This window comes from Nocardia blacklockiae, from assembly GCF_015477355.1.
Classification (GTDB): Bacteria; Actinomycetota; Actinomycetes; order Mycobacteriales; family Mycobacteriaceae; genus Nocardia; species Nocardia blacklockiae.
In genome coordinates this window covers 659514-678573 of sequence record NZ_JADLRJ010000001.1, presented here as the reverse complement: position 1 = coordinate 678573, position 19060 = coordinate 659514, and the positions used below count along the sequence as shown (strand labels likewise).

The following is a 19060-nucleotide window of genomic DNA, read 5'->3' as shown; positions in this document are numbered from 1 at the left end:
AGTCGTTCCGTGTCGAGGGCGCGCCCGCCCCGGACGTCCCCGGCGAAGAGTCGGCAAATACGCAGCGGCACAACGGAATATCGGCTCGCCGCCGGATTCGAGTCGCCGCGAGCGGGTAGACCGAGACTGCCGTCCTCGGGGACGGTGCACCGAACCTGGTTGGGAAGGAGATTCCGACATGGTCAACGACACACGCTCCACCACCTACGACCCCACCCACCCCACCGTCCGCGGCCGCGGCGGCGCGCCCGGTAGCGCGCCGGCGGTCACGATCGACGGGCTGGTGCTGCTGGCCGGGCTGTTCACCGCCATCACGCCGTGGGTGGTGGACGATTTCGCCGACGCTCAGCGGCTGGTGATCCCGAACCTCGTGCTCGGCCTCGCCGTGGCCGTGATCGGCCTGGTGATGACCGCCGCACCCGCGCACGGCTTCCGGCTGAGCTGGGTACTCGTCCCGATCGGCGTCTGGGAGATCGTCACCCCCTGGATCGTCGGTCAACGCCCGGACGGCGTGGTCTGGACGAATGTCGTACTGGGAGCGATCATCACCGCTCTCGGCCTGGCGGCCGCGGGCGTGCTGGTCACCGCCATGGCGACGCTGCGCCGCCCGCACCACGCCCAGGCACAGCCGAGTCACTGACATCCGCCGCCGAGCGGAAAGGTGACGACGTGGACCGCGCACCGCGAGTGCGCGGTCCACGCTCGCGTCCTACGGGGCAATCCCGGTGAGCGAGAAGAACTCCTGGCGGGAGCGGGCGTCGGCGCGCAGCGAGCCGAGCAGCGTGGAGGTGACGGTCGTGGTCCCCGCGGCCTGCACCCCGCGCAGGGTCATGCAGGTGTGCTCGGCCTCGATGACCACGCCCACGCCTTTGGGCTGCACATGTTCGGCCAGCCAGTCGGCGACCTGTTTGGTCAGCCGCTCCTGCACCTGCGGCCGGCGTGAGAAGTGCTCGACGACGCGGGCCAGTTTCGACAGCCCGAGGATGCGCTCGCCCGGCAGGTAGCCGACGTGCGCGACGCCCACGAACGGCAGCAGGTGATGCTCGCACACCGACCGCAGCGGGATGCGGCGCGCGAGCACGAGTTCGTCGTAGCCCTCCTCGTTGGGGAAGGTCGTCAGGTCGAACGGGCGCGGGGTGAACAGTTCGGCGTACGCGCGGGCCATCCGCCCCGGCGTGGCCTGCAGGTGTTCGCTGTCCAGCCGCACACCGAGCGCGGTCAGGAAGGTGCGCGCGGCGTCCTCGGCGACGGTCAGATCGACGCCGCCGGTGTCGTGGACGACGCGCAGTGCGGGTTGCGACATGCGTTCAGCTCCTTCCCGCGCCGAGAACCGGGTGCCGGACCAGAGCCGCGATGCCCATGATGACTCCTGAGAACGAGTGAGGTGGGTCGACGCCGCGCAGGCGCGCTCCATTACACCAACCGATATTGGTGTAATCGCGAAGAGGGGTCAAGAACTCCATCTCATTCCCGTACAGGATTCATTCCACCCCATGGAATGGGCGCTATCGTAGGGCGGTGACCAGTGAAGCCGCCATCGGCGCCATCGCCGCACTGGACGATGATCTGCGCCGGAACATGTACCGGTTCATCCGGCGCGCCGGGCGGCCGGTGACCCGCGACGAGGCCGCCGAGCAGGTCGGCATCTCCCGCAAACTCGCGGCCTTCCACCTGGACAAGCTCGTCGACGCCGGGCTGCTGCGCGCCCGCTACGAGCGCCCCGGCGCGAGCCGCCGCGTCGGCCGGGCGCCGAAGGTGTACGAGCCCGCCGAGACCGAGGTGCGGGTCAGCATCCCCGAACGCCGCCACGAGGTGCTCGCCGACATTCTGGTGCGGGCCGTATCGACCGAGTCCACCGCCGAATCCGCGCGCGCGGCCGCCCTGCGCGTCGCCGCGGACCGTGGCTCCGAACTCGGCCGGGAGCTGCGCGACCGCCTGCGACCCGGGCGGCTGGGTGCCGAACGCGCCCTCACCCTGCTGACCGGCACGCTCGCCGAGCAGGGCTTCGAGCCCGCCCGCACCGGCCCGGCCTGTCTGCGGCTGCGCAACTGTCCCTTCCACCCGCTCGCCGCGCAGGCCCCCAAGCTGGTCTGCGCGCTCAACCACACCTATCTGACCGGGCTGCTGCGCGGCCTGGAGGCCGACGCCGTCCACGCGGAACTTGCGCCCGCGGCCGGCGAATGCTGCGTCGAGATCCGTGGCCGCTGACCGAGCCGCGGCCTTGTCACGACGGCAGGAAGACCGCGACCGCCTCGTCGGAAAGCGCTGTGGCGCGGGCGAATTCCTCGTCGGTCTGCGCCAGGTGCAGCAGGCCGAGGATGGCGGCGTAGGCGATGCGTGCCCGGTCCGCCGCGCGTTCGGGCGACAGGCCGAGTTCGCGGTAGGTGCGCGTCAGGAAGTCCAGCCGGACGCGGTTCACCCGGCGCAGCGCGTCCGCGACCCGCGGGTCGCCGCGGTCGCCGAGCAGACTCACCTGCACCGACGGCGTCAGCGGCTGCACCGACCGCACGACCGCGGCGAGCAGTTCGCGCAGTCGCCGCGCCGGATCGGCGATCGCGTCGAATTCGGCGAGCCCGTCCGCGCCGTGCCCGCGCACCCACTCCGCGAGCGCCGCCTCGATCAGCTCGTCCCGGTTGCGGTAGTGCGCGTAGAAGCTGCCTTTGGTCACGCCGAGGGTCCGGGCCAGCGGCTCCACCGCGACACCGGCCAGTCCGCCGGCGGCGATCGCGCGCAGCGCGGCCTGGGCCCAGTCCCGGGCGGACAGCCGGGTCGACTCGTTCACCACGCGCCAAAGAATACGCCGGGGTATTGACGGTCCGGTGAGCGCGGGATACGGTACCGTATCCATACGGAACCGTATCCATACGTGACAGTATCAAGAGGCGATATCCAGATGAAGCACATGGCAATCCGCCGCGTGGTGACCGGGCACGACGCGGCAGGCAAGGCCCGCGTGGTCGACGACAGCGCGGTCGAGCCCCTCACCACCGACCTGATGCCCGGCTACGCCGTCTACCGGCTGTGGGGGCGCGACGAGCGGCCCACGTTCCCGGACGACGGCGCGCCGCGCCCCGCCGACGCCTACTACCCGCCGCCGAGCGGGTCCCGGTTCATGATCAACACGATCCCGCCGGGCGACCCGGTCCCCCCGCCCGGTCTCGACACCGCGGCGGCCCTGGCGGAGGTCGAGCGGCGGATGCCCGGCGCGATGGCGGTGCTGGAGCCCGGCACGCCGGGAATGCACACCACCGACAGCCTCGACTACGTCCTAGTCGTCTCGGGCGAGATCACCCTGGAACTCGACGACGGCGAACAGCGCGTGCTGCGGGCCGGTGATGTGGTGGTACAGAACGGAACTCGGCACGCCTGGCGCAACCACGGTAACCGGCCCTGCACGATCGTCGGGGTCGCCGTCGGCGCGGACCGCGTCCGCACCGCATAGGGCTTCCCCTCGCGCCGAAGGGGATTCGCGCCGCGGCCGATCGGGAACGCAACGGACATGAGATGCCGAGGTGACCGAGCGGAGTGACGCGTCCCGCTCCCCCGCGTAGACTGTGCCGTTCCGAGTGCTGCTCGAACGAATACGGGTGCCGAGATGACCGAGGATTCGCGCACCGGTTCCTACTCTCTGCGGCAGACCCTCTCGCAGCTGCGGTTGCGCGAACTGCTCACCGAGGTCAAGGACCGCGTCGAGGAGATCATCGACGCCCGCGACCGGATGGACGGGCTGGTCGACGCGATGCTCGCGGTCACCTCCGGCCTCGACCTGGACCACACGCTGCGCACCATCGTGCACACCGCGATCAGCCTCGTCGATGCCCGTTACGGGGCGCTCGGGATCCGCGGCCACGGCGAGCATCTCGCGCAATTCCTCTACGAGGGCATCGACGAGCACACCCGGGCGCTGATCGGCGACCTGCCCGAGGGCCACGGCGTGCTCGGCCTGCTGTTCAGCCAGCCCAAACCGATCCGCCTGGAAGACCTTGCCGCGCATCCGTCGTCGGTCGGCTTCCCCGCCAACCATCCGCCGATGCGCACGTTTCTCGGTGTGCCCGTGCGCATTCGGGACGAGATCTTCGGCAACCTGTACCTCACCGAGAAGTCCGGCCGCCAGCTCTTCACCGAGGACGACGAGCTGATCGTGCAGGCGCTCGCGGCCGCCGCGGGCATCGCGATCGAGAACGCGCGGCTCTACGAGTCCGCCCGCGCCCGGCAGGCCTGGATCGCCGCTACCCGCGACCTCACCACCGAATTCCTCGCCGGCACCGGCTCCGAAGAGGTGCTGGCGCACCTGGTGGACCATGCCCGGCAGCTGACCCGCTCCGACAGCGTCCTGCTGGCCTCGGTCACCGAACCCGGCCTGCCGACCGACGAGATCACCGAACTCGTCGTCACCCACGCGGCGGGCGGCGCGGCCGAGTGCCGCGGCCGCGTCCTGCCACTCGACGACTCCGCGGCCGGCACGGCGTTCCGGCGCCGAGGCGCGCTGCGCCTGCGCGACGTCCGCGAGGGCGGTCTCGCCGACCTGCTGCCCGCGGCCGGGGCCGCCCTGGTGCTGCCGCTGCACACCCCGGACGAGGCGCTCGGGCTGCTGGTCACCGCCCGGCCGCGCGACGCCGCACCGTACGAGAACGAGATTCTCCAGCTGGCGGCGGCCTTCACCGACCAGGCCGCCCTCGCGATGCAGCTGGCCGGAACCCAGCAGCGGATGCGCGAACTCGACATCCTCACCGACCGCGACCGCATCGCCCGCGACCTGCACGACCACGTCATCCAGCGGCTGTTCGCGATCGGGCTGTCGCTGCAGGGCACGGTGCCGCGCACCCGGGTTCCCGAAGTGCGCGAACGACTCTCGGACGCCGTCAACGATCTGCAGGACGTGGTGCAGGAGATCCGGACCGCCATCTTCGACCTGCACGGCAGCGACGCCTCCAGCACCCGGCTGCGCCAGCGCCTCGAAGCGGCGGTCCGCGGACAGGCCGCCGGGACGCCGGTCCGGACGTCGCTGCGGATCGTGGGCCCGCTGTCGGTGGTGCATCCCGAGTTGGCCGACCACGCGGAGGCGGTGGTGCGCGCGGCGGTCGGCCGGGCGCTCGGGCCCGCCGCGGCGTCCACGATCGAGGTCGAGGTCGAGGTCGCCGACAATCTCACCGTCACCGTGTGCGACGACGGCCGCGGCGACCTCACTCCGAGCGGATCGGCCGATCTCGCGCGCCGCGCCGAGTCCTGCGCCGGCGAATTCGCCGTGCGGCCCGGCGCGCCAGACGATTCCGGGCGGCCTCGCGGCACCCGGCTGTGCTGGTCGGCTCCGCTGCATTGAGGCGGTCGGCCCGCCGCCACTCGCGCGCCCAGACGTCGCGGTGCCGGCGGTCGCACAGCCGGGCGGTCAGCCACGCCAGCGCCACCGACCAGACCCAGATCTGCGCCAACATGCCCGCGCCGTAACCGATTCCGCGCCACGCGGCGGCGCCCGGCGGCAGCGGCGGCGTGGTGAGGCGGCCGTCCGGCCCGGTCCACAGCGCCAGCCGGTCACCGGGTTTCGCGGTCCCGGCCACGGCGGCGGTCGCCTCGCCCTCGACTCCGTTCCGCTCCCACCGCACCGCGGCTTCGTATCGGTCGTTGTCGGCGACGGCGTCCGTCGGCATTCGTTCCGGTTCGGTCAGGACCCGCGCTGTCACAACGGTTTTCGCGGAGTTCTCGGCGGCGATCTCGACCCGGGCATCGGTGTAGCGGGCGGTGCCCATCGCCGCGCACACCGGCACGGCGGCGAGGATCGCGACGACCGCCACGAGCCGCACCGCGCCGTCCAGCCGGTCGGTCGGCCGCAGCAGCGGACTGCGGCTCCACGGCGCCACGCGCCACAGCCGCGGTACCACAGCGGGACACCACGACATTCGCGGCGCGGCCGGGCGCGACGGACTCACAGCGGCCGCGCGACCACGCACACCGTGTCGTGGTCGGGAGGAATAGACAGGGGGGCCACCGCTTCGCATCCCTTCCGCGTCGTCGTCCGTGCTCCGATCCAGCATCACCCCTGCCGGACGGCCACCGAGACGGCCGAAAGTCCTCGCCGGGCGGGCCGTCCGACCGCACCCGGACACCCACCCCGCGGGTCAGCCGACGGTGATCGGCAAGGTCTCCCAGCCGCGCACGGTCGTGGTCGACGACAGCGTGATCTCGTCCCACGCGACGTCCCAGCGCGGGAACCGGGCGAGCAGTTCCTCCAACGCGACCTTGGCCTCGAGCCGGGCCAGCGCGGCGCCCAGGCAGAAGTGGGTGCCGAGACCGAAGGTGCGCAGATTGCTGATCCTGCGGTGGATGTCGAAGCGGTCGGGGTCCGGCCAGCGGTCCTCGTCGCGGTTGGACGAGGCGATCAGCAGCATCATCGCGCTGCCCGCGGGCACGGTGCGGCCGTACAGTTCCACGTCGGTCGTCACGTAGCGGGCGATGGCGTGCCCGGTGGGTTCGAAGCGCAGAGTCTCCTCGATCGCGTTCGGGATCAACCGCGGGTCGGCGACGAGTTCGGCGCGCTGGTCGGGGAATCGGGCGAGCAGCGAACCGAGCCAGCCGATCAGCCGGGCCGTCGTCTCGTTGCCCGCGCCGGCCACGACGGAGATGTAGGTCAGGATCTCCTGGCGGGTCAGCGTCCGGGTCGCTCCCGCGGTGTCCACGAATTCCGCGTTGAGCAGTTCGGTCATCAGGTCGTCGGAGGGGTGGTCGGCGCGCCAGTCGATGTAGTCGGCGAACTGTTCGGCGTGCGGGATCGCCGCGTCCACCCGCATCTGCTCGCCGGGCGTGGTGCGCAGGTTCGCGTCGGCGCGGTCGCGGACCGACTCCTGGTCGGCCTCGGGGATGCCGAGCAGCATGCCGATCACGCGCATCGGCACCTCGTTGGCGAACTCGGTCATGAGGTCGAACCGCCGCGCCCCGGCCAGCCGGTCGAGCGAGCGCACGCACATCTCGCGGATCCGCGGCTCCAGCGACAGCACCCGGCGCGGGGTGAACACGCTCTTGAGCAGTCCGCGGTGGATGTCGTGGGCGGGCGGGTCCTCCATCAGCAGGGTGCCGGGCGGAATCTCGATGCCGGCCTTGATGATCTCCAGGATCGGGCCGCGCGAGGAGGAGAAGGTCGTCCAGTCGAGCAGGGCGCGGTCGATGTCGTCGAAGCGGCTCAGGACATAGAAGTCGTGAGTGTCGTTGTAGTACAGCGGCGCCTCGGCTCGCAGCCGCCGGTAGATCGGATAGGGGTCGCGGGCGATCGCGGGGTCGAACGGGTCCCAATAGACCGGGCTCGCGCCGTCTGACGGCAAAATACCCTGGAGCGGTTGCGTTTCGGTCATGATGCCTCCGTGGGCCGGGTGAAAAGGGTTGGGGCGGAGCTGTTCAGCGGGTGGCGTCGTAACCGGCGGTCATCCAGTACAGGGCCCGGTCGATCGCGGGCACGAGGTCGGTGACCTCGATCTCGCCCGCCGCGCACCGGCCCATCAGCCCGTACACCAGGCTGTCGAGGATCGCGTAGAGGTCGTGGATGAAGTCCATGTCGACCTCGGCCAGCACCTCCATCGCCGCCGGGAACACGGCGTCGATGCCGTTGTTCTCCAAGGTCTGCCCGGCGGCCGAGGCGCGGGCGCGGAAGTACGCGGCGAGCAGGCCGGGGTGGCGCTCCCACGGCTCGAAGACCGGGCGCAGCACCCGCATCATCCCGGCGTGCAGCGATTCGCCCGGGCGCGCGGCGAATTCCGGCACGCCCGCGTAGCAGTTCTCGGCCATCCACCAGTCCAGCGCCGCGAGGATGAGCTCGTCGCGGGTGCCGTACAGCTTGTAGATCTTGGTCAGCGAGACCCGCGCCTGCCGGGCGACCTCACGCACCTGGATCGCGTCGTAACCCTCGGACTCGAGCAGCTTCACGACGGTCTCCCGGATGCGTTGTTCGCCGTGTCCCAGGGCCGTTTCCATGACCGAGTCGCGCCGTCCACTCATCCCGGCCTTCCTCTCCGCACACCGGCCGCCACACTCGCGGCAGGGTAATGAGATTACCGTTAGAGAAGATCATCAATACGCTAATCGGAAATTACATTCTCAGTCGGTGGTGGGTTCAGCCCCGACCGCGGTCCCCTTGCTGCGCGAATTGGTCGAAACCAGCCCCGCCAGCGTCGGAAAGCGTTTCGTCACCACGGGTTTGGCCACCGCGCCGACCCCGGAGGGCGTCGCCGCCGCGGCGGATCGCATCGCCGTCTTCCGCGTCGACCCGGCCTGATCCGGCGACGGCTCAGCCGATCGGGACCATTGACGCAACTCAACGGTTGCAATAGTATCGCAACCGTTGAGTTGCTACTTATGGAGGTGTCATGGGATTTCCCGATCGCATCGAGCGGACGATCGAGCTGGCGCACCCGCCGGCGAAGGTGTGGGCGGCGCTGACGACGGCCGAGGGGCTGGGCACGTGGTTCGGCGACGAGGCCGGCATCGAACTGCGGCCGGGCGGCAAGGCGTGGATGCGCTGGGACGAGGGCGGCCACGTCGCGGACATGCGGGTGGAGCGGGTGGAGGAACCGCACGTCTTCGGATTCACCTGGCACATCTTCGGGTTGCCGGAGGAGGACCCGCGCCGCACCTACGTGGAGTTCACGCTGGAGCCGGTGCCGACCGGCACCCGGCTGACCGTGGTCGAGACCGGTTTCGCGCAGTTGCCGGAGGACGCGTACAAGACGGCGTTCGAGGGCAACACCCGCGGCTGGCGCAACGAACTCGGTGAACTGGCCGACTACCTCGATGCGGCCTGATCAGGAGGCGGTGGCCGAACAGGTCTTCGTCGCGCTGGCGGACCCGAGCCGGCGCGCGATCCTCGCGGAGCTGGCGACCGGCGGGCCCGCCACGGCGACCGATCTGGCCGCCCGGCTGCCGATCTCCCGGCAGGCGATCGCCAAGCACCTGGCCCTGCTGTCCGAGGCCGGCCTGGTGACCGCCGAGCACGGTGAGCGCCGCCGGGTGCGATACCGGCTGCGTTCCGCGCCGATGCGGGTGGCGCAGCGATTTCTCGCCGCGCTGGCGCGGGACTGGGACGGCCCACTCACGGCGCTGAAGGACAGTCTCGACCGAGGCTGAGCACGATCCGAATCAGGAGTACCACCATGCAGACACCGCCGATCGTTTCGCGGAACGACTGGGAGACAGCGCGTCTGGCGCTGCTGACGAAGGAGAAGGAGGTGATGCGGGCGCACGACGCGCTGGCGGCCGAACGCCGCCGGATGCCGTGGCTGGCGGTCGAGGAGCAGTACGCGTTCGAGGGGCCCGAGGGCCCCACGAACCTGCTCGGCCTGTTCCAGGGCCGCCGGCAGCTGATCGTCTACCGCGCCTTCTTCGAGCCGGGCGTGCTGGGCTGGCCCGAGCACGCCTGTCGCGGCTGTTCCATGATCGCCGACCACGTCGGCGAGCTCGCGCACCTCAACGCGCGCGACACCACCCTCGTCTTCGTCTCGCGCGCACCGCAATCCGCGATCGCCCGGGTGAAGGAGCGGATGGGGTGGTCGCGGATCCCCTGGTACACCCTGACCGACGCGTTCGACAAGGACTTCGGTGTCGACGAGTGGCACGGCACCAACGTCTTCTTCCGCGACGGCGACAAGGTTTACCGCACGTATTTCGTCAACCGCCGCGGCGACGAGTACTTCGGCAACACCTGGAGCTACCTGGACCTGACGGCCCTCGGCCGCCAGGAGGACTGGGAGGATTCACCGGAGGGCTATCCCCAGACACCGGCTTACACCTGGTGGAATTGGCACGATGAATACGCCGCCCCGGTCGACGCGACCGCCCCGGACTGGCAGGACAAGGTCAGCGCCGCCATCGACCGGGGCGAAGCCGGCCGCCCGAAAACCCCGGCGCCGCACGACTGCTGCGCGCACCCGGAGTCATGAGCTGGTCAGGACGACCAGTTGCCGGGTCGCCCGGGTCATGGCGACGTAGCGGTCGACCGCGCCTTCGATGCCCGACCCGAACGCGTCCGGGTCGACGAGGACGACCAGATCGAACTCGAGTCCCTTCGCCAGCTGCGGGGTCAGGGATCGGACCCGCGGCGTCGCCCGGAACGCCGGATCGCCTATGACACAGGCGATTCCGTCCGGATTCGCGGCGAGCCAGGTATCGAGGACCGAGCGCAGCTCCGACGTGCGCCCGTGCACGACGGGAATGCCGCTGCGGCGGATGGAGGTCGGCACGTTGGCGTCGGGCAGCGCGGCGCGGATGACCGGTTCGGCTGCGGCCATGACCTCTTCCGGCGTCCGGTAGTTGATGCTCAACTCGGCGATCTCGCTGCGCTCCAGGCCGACCCGCGCGAGCCGTTCCCGCCACGACTCGGTGAAGCCGTGCCGGGCCTGGGCGCGATCTCCGACGATGGTGAAGCTGCGGGACGGGCAGCGCCGCAACAGCATTCGCCATTCCGCGTCGGTGAGTTCCTGGGCCTCGTCGACGACGATGTGGGCGAACGGACCGGCCAGCAGGTCCGGCGCAACGCTCGGTAGCGCGGCCTCGTCGACGAGCAGCTCCTGCAGGTCGCCGTGCCGCAGCTGGGTCATGAGACCTTCGCCGTCGTCGTAGTCGTGCGAGGCGATGAGGTCGTCGATCACGCTGGACATGCGTTCGCGTTCGGCGGCGACGGCGGCGGCGTGCCGGCGCTGCCGGCGGGCCGCGTCCGGATCGCCGAGCCGCTGCCGCGCCGCGTCGAGCAGCGGCAGATCGGCGACCGTCCAGCGCTGGGCGTCGGGGCGTTGCAGCTTGGCGACCTCGTCGGGCGTGAGCCAGGGCGCGCACAGGCGCAGGTAGGCGGGCACCGACCACAGGTCCGCGACGAGGTCGGCCGCTTCGATCAGCGTCCAGGATTCGTCGAGCGCGGTGCGCAGTTCGTCGTGCCGCCGCAGCGCCTGCCGGAGCCGGGCGGCCGGGACCGCGCCGTCGCACTTGTCGACCAGGATCGTCAGCAGCAGCTCCCAGATCTGTTCGCGCGCTTCGTTGTGCGGTGTGCCGGGTTCCGGCGCGTCGAACGCCTCGGCCCAGTCGTCGGGGGTGAGGACGAGGTCGAGCCAGTCGGTCGCGACCGTCATCGGCTCGGTGGGCGGCTGCTCGTAGAACCGCACGGCGGCCTCGACGGCCCGCACCATGTCCGCGGCGGCCTTGAGGCGGGCGACGTCCGGGTCCGTTTCGGGCCGCGCGTCCGCGCCCTCGGCGACGAGGTCGCGCAGCGTGCACAGTTGCGCGCTGTCCTCGCCGAGGCTGGGCAGCACATCGGCGACATAGGCCAGGTAGGGCTCGTGCGGGCCGACGAAGAGCACGCCGTGCCGGAGGCGGGGGTCGGAGTAGATCAGGTAGGCGGCGCGGTGCAGTGCGACGACGGTCTTGCCGGTTCCCGGGCCGCCGTCGACGACGAGGGCGCCGGCGGAGCCCGCGCGGATGATGGCGTCCTGATCGGCCTGGATGGTGCCCAGCACATCTCGCATCCGAGCCGAGCGAGTGCCGCCGAGGCTGGCGATGAACGCGGACTGGTCGTCGAGTGCGGCATGGTTGCGCAACCCGTCCGCGGTGAAGACCTCGTCCCAGTAGTCGCTGATCCGGCCGCGGGCCCAGCGGTAGCGGCGGCGGCTGACCAGGCCCGCCGGGTCGGCGTGGGTCGCGGCGAAGAACGGCTCGGCCGCCGGCGAGCGCCAGTCGACCAGCAGCTGGCGGCCCGCGTCGCCCATCAGGCCGAGCCGCCCGATGTACACCGGCTCGGTGTCGTCCGCCCGGACGATGCGGCCCAGGCACAGGTCCAGGCCGAAGCGGCGCAGCGCGCGCAGCTCACCCGACAGCCGCCGCACCATCGCGTCCCGCTCCACGGCCTCCTGCCCGGCCCCGGCGGGCGCCTTGCGCGCGGCGTCGAGGCGGCGGGACAGGTCGGCGACGGAACGGTCGAGGCTCGCCGCGATGGCCGCGAAGTGTTCTTCGTCGGCGGCGATCAGCGCCGGATCCGCCTTCGCGGCGAGATTGGCGGGCAGGTCGAACACGCTGGCGGTCACAGGGGTCAAATCGTCGGCTCCGATCCATGATTTCGTGCGCGGGCCCTGCGGTTGGCACACCTGTTTCCGCAGGTCCCGGCGTAGGCGGGTAATTGTGCGGCACCACCCGGGCCTTGCCGCAAGCCCCCCTGTGCGCTATATGTTGAACATGAGGGGGTTACTCCCCTCCACTCCCCTCCCCCGTTCCCCCAGTGGATTCACTCCGGCCGTACGCTCACCTGATCCAGGGGCGAGACAGCGGCGATCACGACTCGGTGACCGCTACCTGATTTGGTGCCGAAACGTATTGCACCACAGCGGTTCTCGTGAAAGGACAGCCAGCGCAGTCCCGGGATCGGGCCGGTTGCCACCCGCAGCGAACAGCCGACGGGCCGCTCAGAGTATTTGGCTGAGTGCGAGGACGGCGCCGCCCGGGTCGGCCAGCACGGCGTTGCGGAAACCCGGCGCGTCCGTCGGGGGCATGAGGATCGTCCCGCCCAGTGCCACGGCGCGCTCGGCCAGCGCGCGGGTGTCGGCGACCCGCATGTTCACGGCCCAGTGCGGCGGCACTCCCGCCGCGGGGTCGGCACCCGTGGCGACCGCGACGACATCGTCGGGCAGCGTCGGATCCGCCGCTCGGCGCACGCTGCCGGGCAACCGCCACAGGGTGCGGCCGGTGCCGGGCCCCGCCTCGAGCCGCCACCCGAACACCTTGGCGTAGAACACTTCCCCACCGGCGAGATCCGGGGTGTGCAGTGCGCTCATCTGCCACGCGCCCGGAACGTCCACGGCCTCAGCGAACGTCGGCGCGACACCTTCGCACACCCCGATCGCCGCGCCGCTCGGATCCGTGAAAAGCGCTGTGGGCCAGACTGTCCCGGTGTCCGGCAGCAAGTGTCCCCCGGAGGCCTCGACGATCGCCGTGGTCTCGTCGAGGTCGGCCACCCGCACATACGTCACCCAGGCACCACGATCGAGCCAGGCCGGGGCCGGGCCGACACCGGCCACGCGTCGTCCGCCGAGCCGGGCGACGTGGTGGCCGTCGGCGGTCGGCGCGTCGAACTCCCAGCCGAACAGGCCGCCGTAGAACGCCACCGCGGCGTGCGGGTCGGGCTGCAGCGTGCCGACCCAGCAGGGCGCACCCATCGGATACGAGATTTCGTCGGTCATCGCGCGCCTCCTGCTTTGCCCACCAACATATTCGGTAGGGGATGATGCGTCATATCGGTGGACGGTGAATCTTTGTCGGTTTCGTCCAAGACTGTGGGGCCGGCTGTTCCTATGCTGACCGCAGGCCCGATTCGAGGCCGGTACTCAGGAGGAAAAGATGGCACGCGAACTGGTCTACACGGGTTTCATGTCCCTGGACGGCGTGGTGGACTCGCCGGGCGGAAAGGTCGAGGGACACCGCAGCGGCGGGTGGGTGATGGACACCGAATTCGTCCCCGAGGCATTCGCTCTCAAAGGGGAGGAACTCGCCGACACCACCGCGCTCATGTTCGGTCGCCGCAGTTACGAGGCGTTCGCGCCGACCTGGCGCGACTCCGAAGACCACGCCGCGTATAAGGAGCTGCCCAAATACGTCGTCTCGTCCGGACTGACCGAGGACGCGCTGATCGACGGCTGGGGCGAGATCACGATTCTGCGCAGCACCGAAGAGGTCGAGAAGCTCAAGCAGTCCGACGGCGGGCCGATCTACATTCACGGCAGCGCGGAACTGGCCCGGCGGCTGGGCGAGGCCGATCTGATTGATCGGTACAACCTGCTCGTCTTCCCGGTGCTGCTGGGCGCGGGAAAGAATTTGTTCACCCGAGCGGACCGGGACAAGCAGTCCCTGCGGCTGCGGGATTCGGCGAGCTATTCCAACGGAGTCACCAAACTCGTCTACGAGGTGGTGCGCTGACCGGGATCGAGTGCGATCGCGCCGCCGGTCCCGGCCCGCAATTGCTGGGCGGTCCGCCCGACGTACCGGCGCAGCGCACGGGCGAGATGGGGTTCGTCGTAGTACCCGAGTTTGTCGACGACCTGGGCGGCCGTCGCACCGGAGGTCAACAGGATCGCGGCGGTCCGGGCCCGCCCGATCTGCCGGACCCCGCCCTGCGTGAGCCCGGTCGCCGCCCGGAACCGACGCTCGAGCGTGCGCTCGCCGACCTCCGGCGCCGCCCCCTGTAGCGTCGCCGCGACCAGCGGGTCGCGGACCACTACCCCGTCGCGCACGAGCCGGGCGACCAGCGCCTCCGCGTCGTCCGGCCGCGGCGTCTCCCGATGGACCCCGTCGAGGAAGAAGGTCCGGCCGGTCACGTCGGGCAGCACGATGCCGCCGTCGAGCAGCGCGGACGTCGCGGTGGTGCGCAGCGAGGTGCCCACGGCGAACTGGATTCCCACGAACCGGGCGCCCTCGGGAACGGGCGCGGTACCGGTCCGGGTCTCCGGCCCGGTGATCGCCGCCTGGGCGTGCCCGGCCTGCTCCCAGAACACCAGCCCCCAGGTCTCCGAGGCGACCGAGGTCATCTCCGAGACCTCGTCGCTGCGGCAGGTCCACACCGACTCGACCCACGGCGAATCCGACCCGCGCGTCTCGAAATCCAGCCCCACCTCGAAAATCTTAGGCCGACGAACCCGCGTGCGCCTTAGGCACCTCGAAGTGCGTACTTCCTGGTGGAGAGCGGCGCTTCATAGATTCGGGGCATGGCAAAGCAGGAGACGATGCGGGCCGTGGTCGCTCGCGGTTACGGCGGACCGGAGGTGCTCGAGGTCGTGGAGGTCCCGATCCCCGCACCGGGTCGCGGGCAGGTGTCGATTCGCGTCGAGGCCGCGGCGGTCAATCCCGTCGATCTCGTCACTCGCTCCGGCGATCTGGCCGCCGCGGGACTGATGGCCCCGCGCGACGTCACCGGGATCGGCTGGGACGTCGCGGGCGAGATCGCTTGCCTGGGAACAGATGTCACCACGTTCGAGGTGGGGCAGCCGGTCATCGGACTGCGGGATCTGCTCGATCGCGCGCTCGGCTGCTACGCGGAGTACGTGGTGCTCGACGCCGACGCGATCGCGCCCGCTCCGGAGGGAATTCCCGCCGTGGCCGCGGCGACATTGCCGTTGAACGGCCTGACCGCCGTGCAGTCGCTGGACCTACTCGGTGTGGACGACGGGGACACCGTGCTGGTCACGGGCGCCGCGGGTGCCGTGGGCGGTTTCGCGGTCGAACTCGCGGCGCGGCGCGGCCTGCGCGTGGTGGCGCTCGCCGCCGCCGCGGACCACGACTGGCTGCGCCGGGCGGGCGCCGAACGGGTGGTGGACCGGGACGCCGGCGAAGTGGCCGACGAGGTGCGGCGGCTCGTCCCACAGGGAGTGGACGGCGCGATCGATACCGCCGGGCTCGGTGTCCGCGCGCTGGCCGCCGTCCGGACCCGCGGCGCGTACGTCACCGTCGCCGGTAGCCCACCGCCGATTCCCTTGCGGGGCATCACCGTTCACCAGCAATGGATCAGCGCCGACGGCGCCGCCCTGGCCGACCTCGCCGACGCGGGCTTAACCCTGCGAGTCGCGGACACGCTGCCCCTGGACCGGGCCGCCGACGCGCACCGGCGGTTGGCGGCCGGTGGATTGCGCGGCCGTCTCGTGCTGACCCCGTGACCCGCGCCGTGGAGGCCCGGCCGGAAACGCAACGGCCGCATCGCTATTCGGCCGCTTCGGCGGCGCTGTCGTAGCGGCCGCGCGCGGCCAGCACCTCGTCCATATGCGCCTCCGCCCACGTCTTGATCGCACACATCACCGGAAGCAACGAACGCCCGAGCGGTGTCAGCGCGTAGTCCACGCGCACAGGGACGGTCGGGGTAACCGTCCGCGAGATCAATCCGTCCCGCTCCAAATTCCGCAGCGTCTGCGTGAGCATCTTCTGACTGACACTCGCCAACCGCCGCCGAAGATCGCCGTAGCGCTGCGGCCCGTCGGCCAACGCGTTGACGACCAAACTGACCCATTTGTCGGCGATCCGATCCAGCAACCCACGCGCCGGACACTCCGCCAGATAAGCGTCATAAGCCGCACTCGCCGCCCTACGCCGCTCCGCAGCCGTCCGCGTAACCATGCCCATCCTCCCGAGAACCAACCCGGCCCCGACCCTAATCCAGGCATGCCCGGTACCCCTAGTAACGGTTGACCGGCCTGGCGTGGTCTATGGATCATCAACCGAGTGGTATCGAAAACGACGGCGGCACCGGGGCGGCGCCGGGTGAATCGGGTTACCGCATCGACACGGCCGAACACCCGCCGCGCGCGAATGCGACGGGCACGACGCACAGTCTTCAGGTGGGGTGGATGGGCGAAACTTGGCGCGTTCGCCACAACTCTCGCCGCGGTGGGGGCGCTGTGGTTCACGAGCCAGTCGCTGAAGGCGACGAATGATCAACTGGGCCTGGCCAGACAGACCGCGACGACGGATCGATTCGCCAAAGCGGTCGAGCAACTCGGTAACGGCAGCTTGGACATCCGCCTCGGCGGAATCCACCTGATGGAACGGCTCGCCGCGGATTCACCGAATGATCGGCCCGCGATCTATGGCGTCATGACCGCCTTCGTTCGCACCCACTCGCCGAATGTGCCCGAGTGTGATCGCGAACTCCGCGCGGAGCTTCCCATAGACATCGGTGCGGCTCTCACGGTGATCGCGAAGAGGGATCCGGTCGACGCCGGGCCGATTGATCTTTCGCACAGCTGTCTGGCAGGCGCGGACCTGCGCGGAGCAACCTTGCGCGGCGCGAATATTCGCGGGTCGAACCTCGATCTCGCCGAACTCCGCGGCGCCGATCTGTCCGCCGCCGATCTGGACAACGCTCGATTGCTCGGGGCCCGAATGAATTCGGCGAACTTGACCGCGGCCCGCCTGAACTTCACGGACCTGCGTGGCGCCGACCTCACCGACTCGGCGTTGAACCGCGTCACCGCGTACCGCGCGAAACTGTGGCACGCCGACCTGATCGGCGCGCACCTCGACGACGCGTACTTCGCCGAAGCCGACGTCCGTGGCGCGACGTTCGAGCGCCACACCGATCGGGGGACATCGATCCCGGCGTTCGCCCTCGACGACTCCGAGCCGACGACGAGAACCTGCCAGGACGTAACGCTCGGCGGCGCGATGTTCGGTGGAGTCGGATTCGACGAGAAGACCGTGTGGCCCAAGGGGTTCACGCCCGCCGCCTGCCGGTGACACCTCAGCGACGGGCTCGGTGAAGAGCCCATGGCTTCGCGCTGCAAGCCGAGATGGGTTGCCTAGGTGCGCAGGCGGTCGGCGACCTCGGTGGCCCAGTAGGTGAGGATGATCTGGGCACCGGCTCGGCGGATCGCGACGAGGCTTTCCTCGATGGCTCTTTCGCGTTGCAGGATGCCGTGGCGGGCGGCGATCTCGATGGCGGCGTACTCGCCGGAAACCTGGTAGGCGGCGACCGGCACGTCCGCGGTGTCGGCCACGCGGCGCACCACGTCGAGGTAGTGGCCCGCGGGTTTGACCATGACCAGGTCGGCGCCCTCCTCGCGGTCGAGGCGTACTTCGCGCAGCGCCTCCCGGAGGTTGGCGGGGTCCTGCTGGTGCGTGGATCGTGCTCCGGTGAACGAGGATTCGACGGCCGTGCGGAACGGGCCGTAGAAGGCGGAGTCGTATTTGGCGGCGTACGCGAGGATGGTGACGCGCTCGTGGCCGGAGGCGTCGAGGCCCGCGCGCAGGGCGGCGACCTGGCCGTCCATCATCCCGCTCGGCGCCACCACGTGGGCTCCGGCGCCGGCCTGCGCCGCCGCGACCCGGGCGTAGGCGGCGAGCGTGGCGTCGTTGTCGACGTCGCCGTCGTCGCCGAGCAGGCCGACCTGGCCGTGGTCGGTGTACTCGTCGAGATTGACGTCGCCGATGACCACGGTCGCGTCGCCCACCTCGGCCGCGACGTCGCCGATCGCGAGCTGGGTGATGCCGCGCTCGTCCCACGCGCCGCGGCCGTCGGGGTGTTTGCGTTCGGGCACACCGAAGATCATGAGTCCGCCGACGCCGGCCTGCGCGGCCGCCGCGGCCGCTTTGCGCGCACTCTCGCGGGTGTGCTGGACCTGGCCGGGCATGGCCGGAATCGGCCGGGGCTCGTCGATGCCCTCGCGCACGAACAGGGGTTGGACGAGGTCAGAGGGGTGCAGCCGATGTTCGGCCACCAATGCGCGCAGCCCGGTGGTGCGGCGCAGTCGCCGCGGGCGGTCGGCGGGGAAACTCATACTTCGCACTCCAGAATCTGCGCTATGTGCGCCATCAGGTCGGGGGACGGCTGCCGGTGCCAGTAGCCGGTGGTGGCCTCGGCGGTGATGCCGAGCGCGCGGAGTTTCACCAGGTGCTCGGCGGTTTTGACGGCCAGGCCGCCGGGGTCGACGACCGGCAGTCCGCACAGCTCCCGGATTTCCAGGTGGACGAGAAGTTCGTTGGGTATGCCCTCGGCGGGCACCAGCCACTGCGCGCCCGCCGCGGCCGCGCGCTCGGCGGCGGCGGTGTAGGCCGCGACGAACGGACCGAAATCGCCTGCCAGCGCGCGGGATACGAGCGCCGGTCCGTCCTCGACCACGTCGTAGGAGGCCAAGGCGGCGCCCGCGGCGGCGATATTGTCGGTGATCGGCTCGACCAGATGCGGAATGAACCCGATCAGACCGAGCCGGTGCCGCTCCTGCCGCGCGAGCTGCCAGGTGGCCTCGCCGTACCCGACGACCGGAATGGTCGTGCGCACCCGGGCCGCCGCCAGCCCGGGGTCCTGGCCCGCGCCGGTGATCCACGCCGCGCAGCCGTCGCGTTCGGCGGCGACGGCCGTGCGCGCGAAGTAGTCGGCGAACAGGAGTCCGATCTTGCCGTACCCGACCAGGTCCTCGGGTAGTTCGGTCGAGTAGAGCCGCGGTGGCAGCGTGCGGATCTCGATCTCGGTGGTGGGATCGGAGACCTTCGCCAGATGGTCGGCGTACAGCTTGTCGAGCAGCGGAGCGCGCCCCTCGACGGCATGTTTCTGGAACCGTATTCGCAT

21 protein-coding genes and 1 pseudogene are annotated in these 19060 nt (G+C 70.7%); 11 read left to right on the top strand and 11 right to left on the bottom strand.

Translation table 11 applies throughout. The annotated features are described in order from the left end of the window. Positions 1-178 precede the first annotated feature (178 nt). Positions 179-640, top strand: coding sequence for an SPW repeat protein (locus IU476_RS02970; protein WP_195096196.1), 462 nt, complete (start codon positions 179-181; stop codon positions 638-640). 69 nt (positions 641-709) lie between these two features. On the opposite strand, the gene folE is transcribed toward IU476_RS02970, so the two are convergent. Next, entirely contained in the window at positions 710-1303 is a 594-nt protein-coding gene (gene folE, locus IU476_RS02965) for a GTP cyclohydrolase I FolE (RefSeq protein WP_195096194.1), read from the bottom strand. Positions 1304-1518: 215 nt separating this feature from the next. Here folE and IU476_RS02960 point away from each other — a divergent pair, with 215 nt between their 5' ends. Continuing rightward, positions 1519-2208 carry a helix-turn-helix transcriptional regulator gene (locus IU476_RS02960; protein ID WP_195096192.1) on the top strand — a complete coding sequence of 230 codons (690 nt, stop codon included), beginning with the start codon at positions 1519-1521 and terminating at the stop codon, positions 2206-2208. Positions 2209-2224: 16 nt separating this feature from the next. Here IU476_RS02960 and IU476_RS02955 read toward each other — a convergent pair whose 3' ends face one another. Next, a complete protein-coding gene (locus IU476_RS02955; protein WP_195096191.1) occupies positions 2225-2785 on the bottom strand; it encodes a TetR/AcrR family transcriptional regulator in 561 nt (186 codons plus the stop codon). Between the two features lie 108 nt (positions 2786-2893). Here IU476_RS02955 and IU476_RS02950 point away from each other — a divergent pair, with 108 nt between their 5' ends. Next, positions 2894-3442, top strand: coding sequence for a cupin domain-containing protein (locus IU476_RS02950; RefSeq protein WP_228822972.1), 549 nt, complete (start codon positions 2894-2896; stop codon positions 3440-3442). Positions 3443-3595: 153 nt separating this feature from the next. After that, on the top strand, positions 3596-5320 hold the full coding sequence (locus IU476_RS02945) for a sensor histidine kinase (protein ID WP_195096190.1): 1725 nt from the start codon (positions 3596-3598) through the stop codon (positions 5318-5320). A 16-nt stretch (positions 5321-5336) separates the two neighbouring features. On the opposite strand, the pseudogene IU476_RS37355 reads toward IU476_RS02945, so the two are convergent. The 3 genes and pseudogenes from IU476_RS37355 to IU476_RS02935 form a co-directional block, all read right to left on the bottom strand. Further along, positions 5337-5894, bottom strand: a pseudogene (locus tag IU476_RS37355) (Rv1733c family protein); the annotation flags it as partial. A 219-nt stretch (positions 5895-6113) separates the two neighbouring features. Continuing rightward, a complete protein-coding gene (locus tag IU476_RS02940) occupies positions 6114-7340 on the bottom strand; it encodes a cytochrome P450 (RefSeq protein WP_195096189.1) in 1227 nt (408 codons plus the stop codon). A gap of 43 nt (positions 7341-7383) precedes the next feature. After that, entirely contained in the window at positions 7384-7980 is a 597-nt protein-coding gene (locus IU476_RS02935) for a TetR family transcriptional regulator (RefSeq protein ID WP_228822971.1), read from the bottom strand. 106 nt (positions 7981-8086) lie between these two features. On the opposite strand from IU476_RS02935, the gene IU476_RS02930 reads away from it, so the two are divergent. From IU476_RS02930 to IU476_RS02915, 4 genes are all read left to right on the top strand, one after another. Next, on the top strand, positions 8087-8257 hold the full coding sequence (locus tag IU476_RS02930) for a hypothetical protein (RefSeq protein WP_228822970.1): 171 nt from the start codon (positions 8087-8089) through the stop codon (positions 8255-8257). Positions 8258-8348: 91 nt separating this feature from the next. After that, positions 8349-8783 carry an SRPBCC domain-containing protein gene (locus IU476_RS02925; protein ID WP_195096188.1) on the top strand — a complete coding sequence of 145 codons (435 nt, stop codon included), beginning with the start codon at positions 8349-8351 and terminating at the stop codon, positions 8781-8783. Continuing rightward, complete coding sequence (locus tag IU476_RS02920) at positions 8773-9105, top strand: ArsR/SmtB family transcription factor (protein WP_195096187.1); 333 nt, start codon at positions 8773-8775, stop codon at positions 9103-9105. Before IU476_RS02925 ends, IU476_RS02920 begins: the two co-directional genes overlap by 11 nt. Before the next feature lie 26 nt (positions 9106-9131). Continuing rightward, the gene (locus IU476_RS02915; RefSeq protein WP_195096186.1) at positions 9132-9917 is read left to right on the top strand and encodes a DUF899 domain-containing protein; all 786 of its coding nucleotides are present in this window, start codon (positions 9132-9134) and stop codon (positions 9915-9917) included. Here the strand turns inward: IU476_RS02915 and helR are convergent. Together helR and IU476_RS02905 are read right to left on the bottom strand one after the other, a co-directional pair. Then, the gene (helR, locus tag IU476_RS02910; RefSeq protein ID WP_195096185.1) at positions 9912-12056 is read right to left on the bottom strand and encodes an RNA polymerase recycling motor ATPase HelR; all 2145 of its coding nucleotides are present in this window, start codon (positions 12054-12056) and stop codon (positions 9912-9914) included. The two genes, IU476_RS02915 and helR, sit on opposite strands and share 6 nt — an antisense overlap. Before the next feature lie 366 nt (positions 12057-12422). Next, the gene (locus IU476_RS02905; protein ID WP_195096184.1) at positions 12423-13196 is read right to left on the bottom strand and encodes a VOC family protein; all 774 of its coding nucleotides are present in this window, start codon (positions 13194-13196) and stop codon (positions 12423-12425) included. Between the two features lie 157 nt (positions 13197-13353). On the opposite strand from IU476_RS02905, the gene IU476_RS02900 reads away from it, so the two are divergent. Next, complete coding sequence (locus IU476_RS02900; protein ID WP_195096182.1) at positions 13354-13929, top strand: dihydrofolate reductase family protein; 576 nt, start codon at positions 13354-13356, stop codon at positions 13927-13929. On the opposite strand, the gene IU476_RS02895 is transcribed toward IU476_RS02900, so the two are convergent. After that, complete coding sequence (locus IU476_RS02895; RefSeq protein WP_195096181.1) at positions 13911-14621, bottom strand: helix-turn-helix domain-containing protein; 711 nt, start codon at positions 14619-14621, stop codon at positions 13911-13913. The genes IU476_RS02900 and IU476_RS02895 overlap by 19 nt on opposite strands. Positions 14622-14714: 93 nt before the next feature. Between IU476_RS02895 and IU476_RS02890 the strand changes: the two genes are divergently transcribed. Further along, complete coding sequence (locus IU476_RS02890; protein ID WP_228822969.1) at positions 14715-15659, top strand: NADP-dependent oxidoreductase; 945 nt, start codon at positions 14715-14717, stop codon at positions 15657-15659. 43 nt (positions 15660-15702) lie between these two features. Here IU476_RS02890 and IU476_RS02885 read toward each other — a convergent pair whose 3' ends face one another. Beyond that, entirely contained in the window at positions 15703-16113 is a 411-nt protein-coding gene (locus IU476_RS02885; RefSeq protein WP_195096180.1) for a winged helix-turn-helix transcriptional regulator, read from the bottom strand. Between the two features lie 270 nt (positions 16114-16383). Here IU476_RS02885 and IU476_RS02880 point away from each other — a divergent pair, with 270 nt between their 5' ends. Next, on the top strand, positions 16384-17232 hold the full coding sequence (locus IU476_RS02880; protein WP_195096179.1) for a pentapeptide repeat-containing protein: 849 nt from the start codon (positions 16384-16386) through the stop codon (positions 17230-17232). A gap of 62 nt (positions 17233-17294) precedes the next feature. Here the strand turns inward: IU476_RS02880 and hemB are convergent, their stop codons facing one another. Together hemB and IU476_RS02870 are read right to left on the bottom strand one after the other, a co-directional pair. After that, complete coding sequence (gene hemB, locus IU476_RS02875) at positions 17295-18272, bottom strand: porphobilinogen synthase (protein ID WP_195096178.1); 978 nt, start codon at positions 18270-18272, stop codon at positions 17295-17297. Then, positions 18269-19060 (bottom strand): aspartate/glutamate racemase family protein, encoded by a 792-nt coding sequence (locus IU476_RS02870; RefSeq protein ID WP_195096177.1) that lies wholly within the window; start codon positions 19058-19060, stop codon positions 18269-18271. Before IU476_RS02870 ends, hemB begins: the two co-directional genes overlap by 4 nt.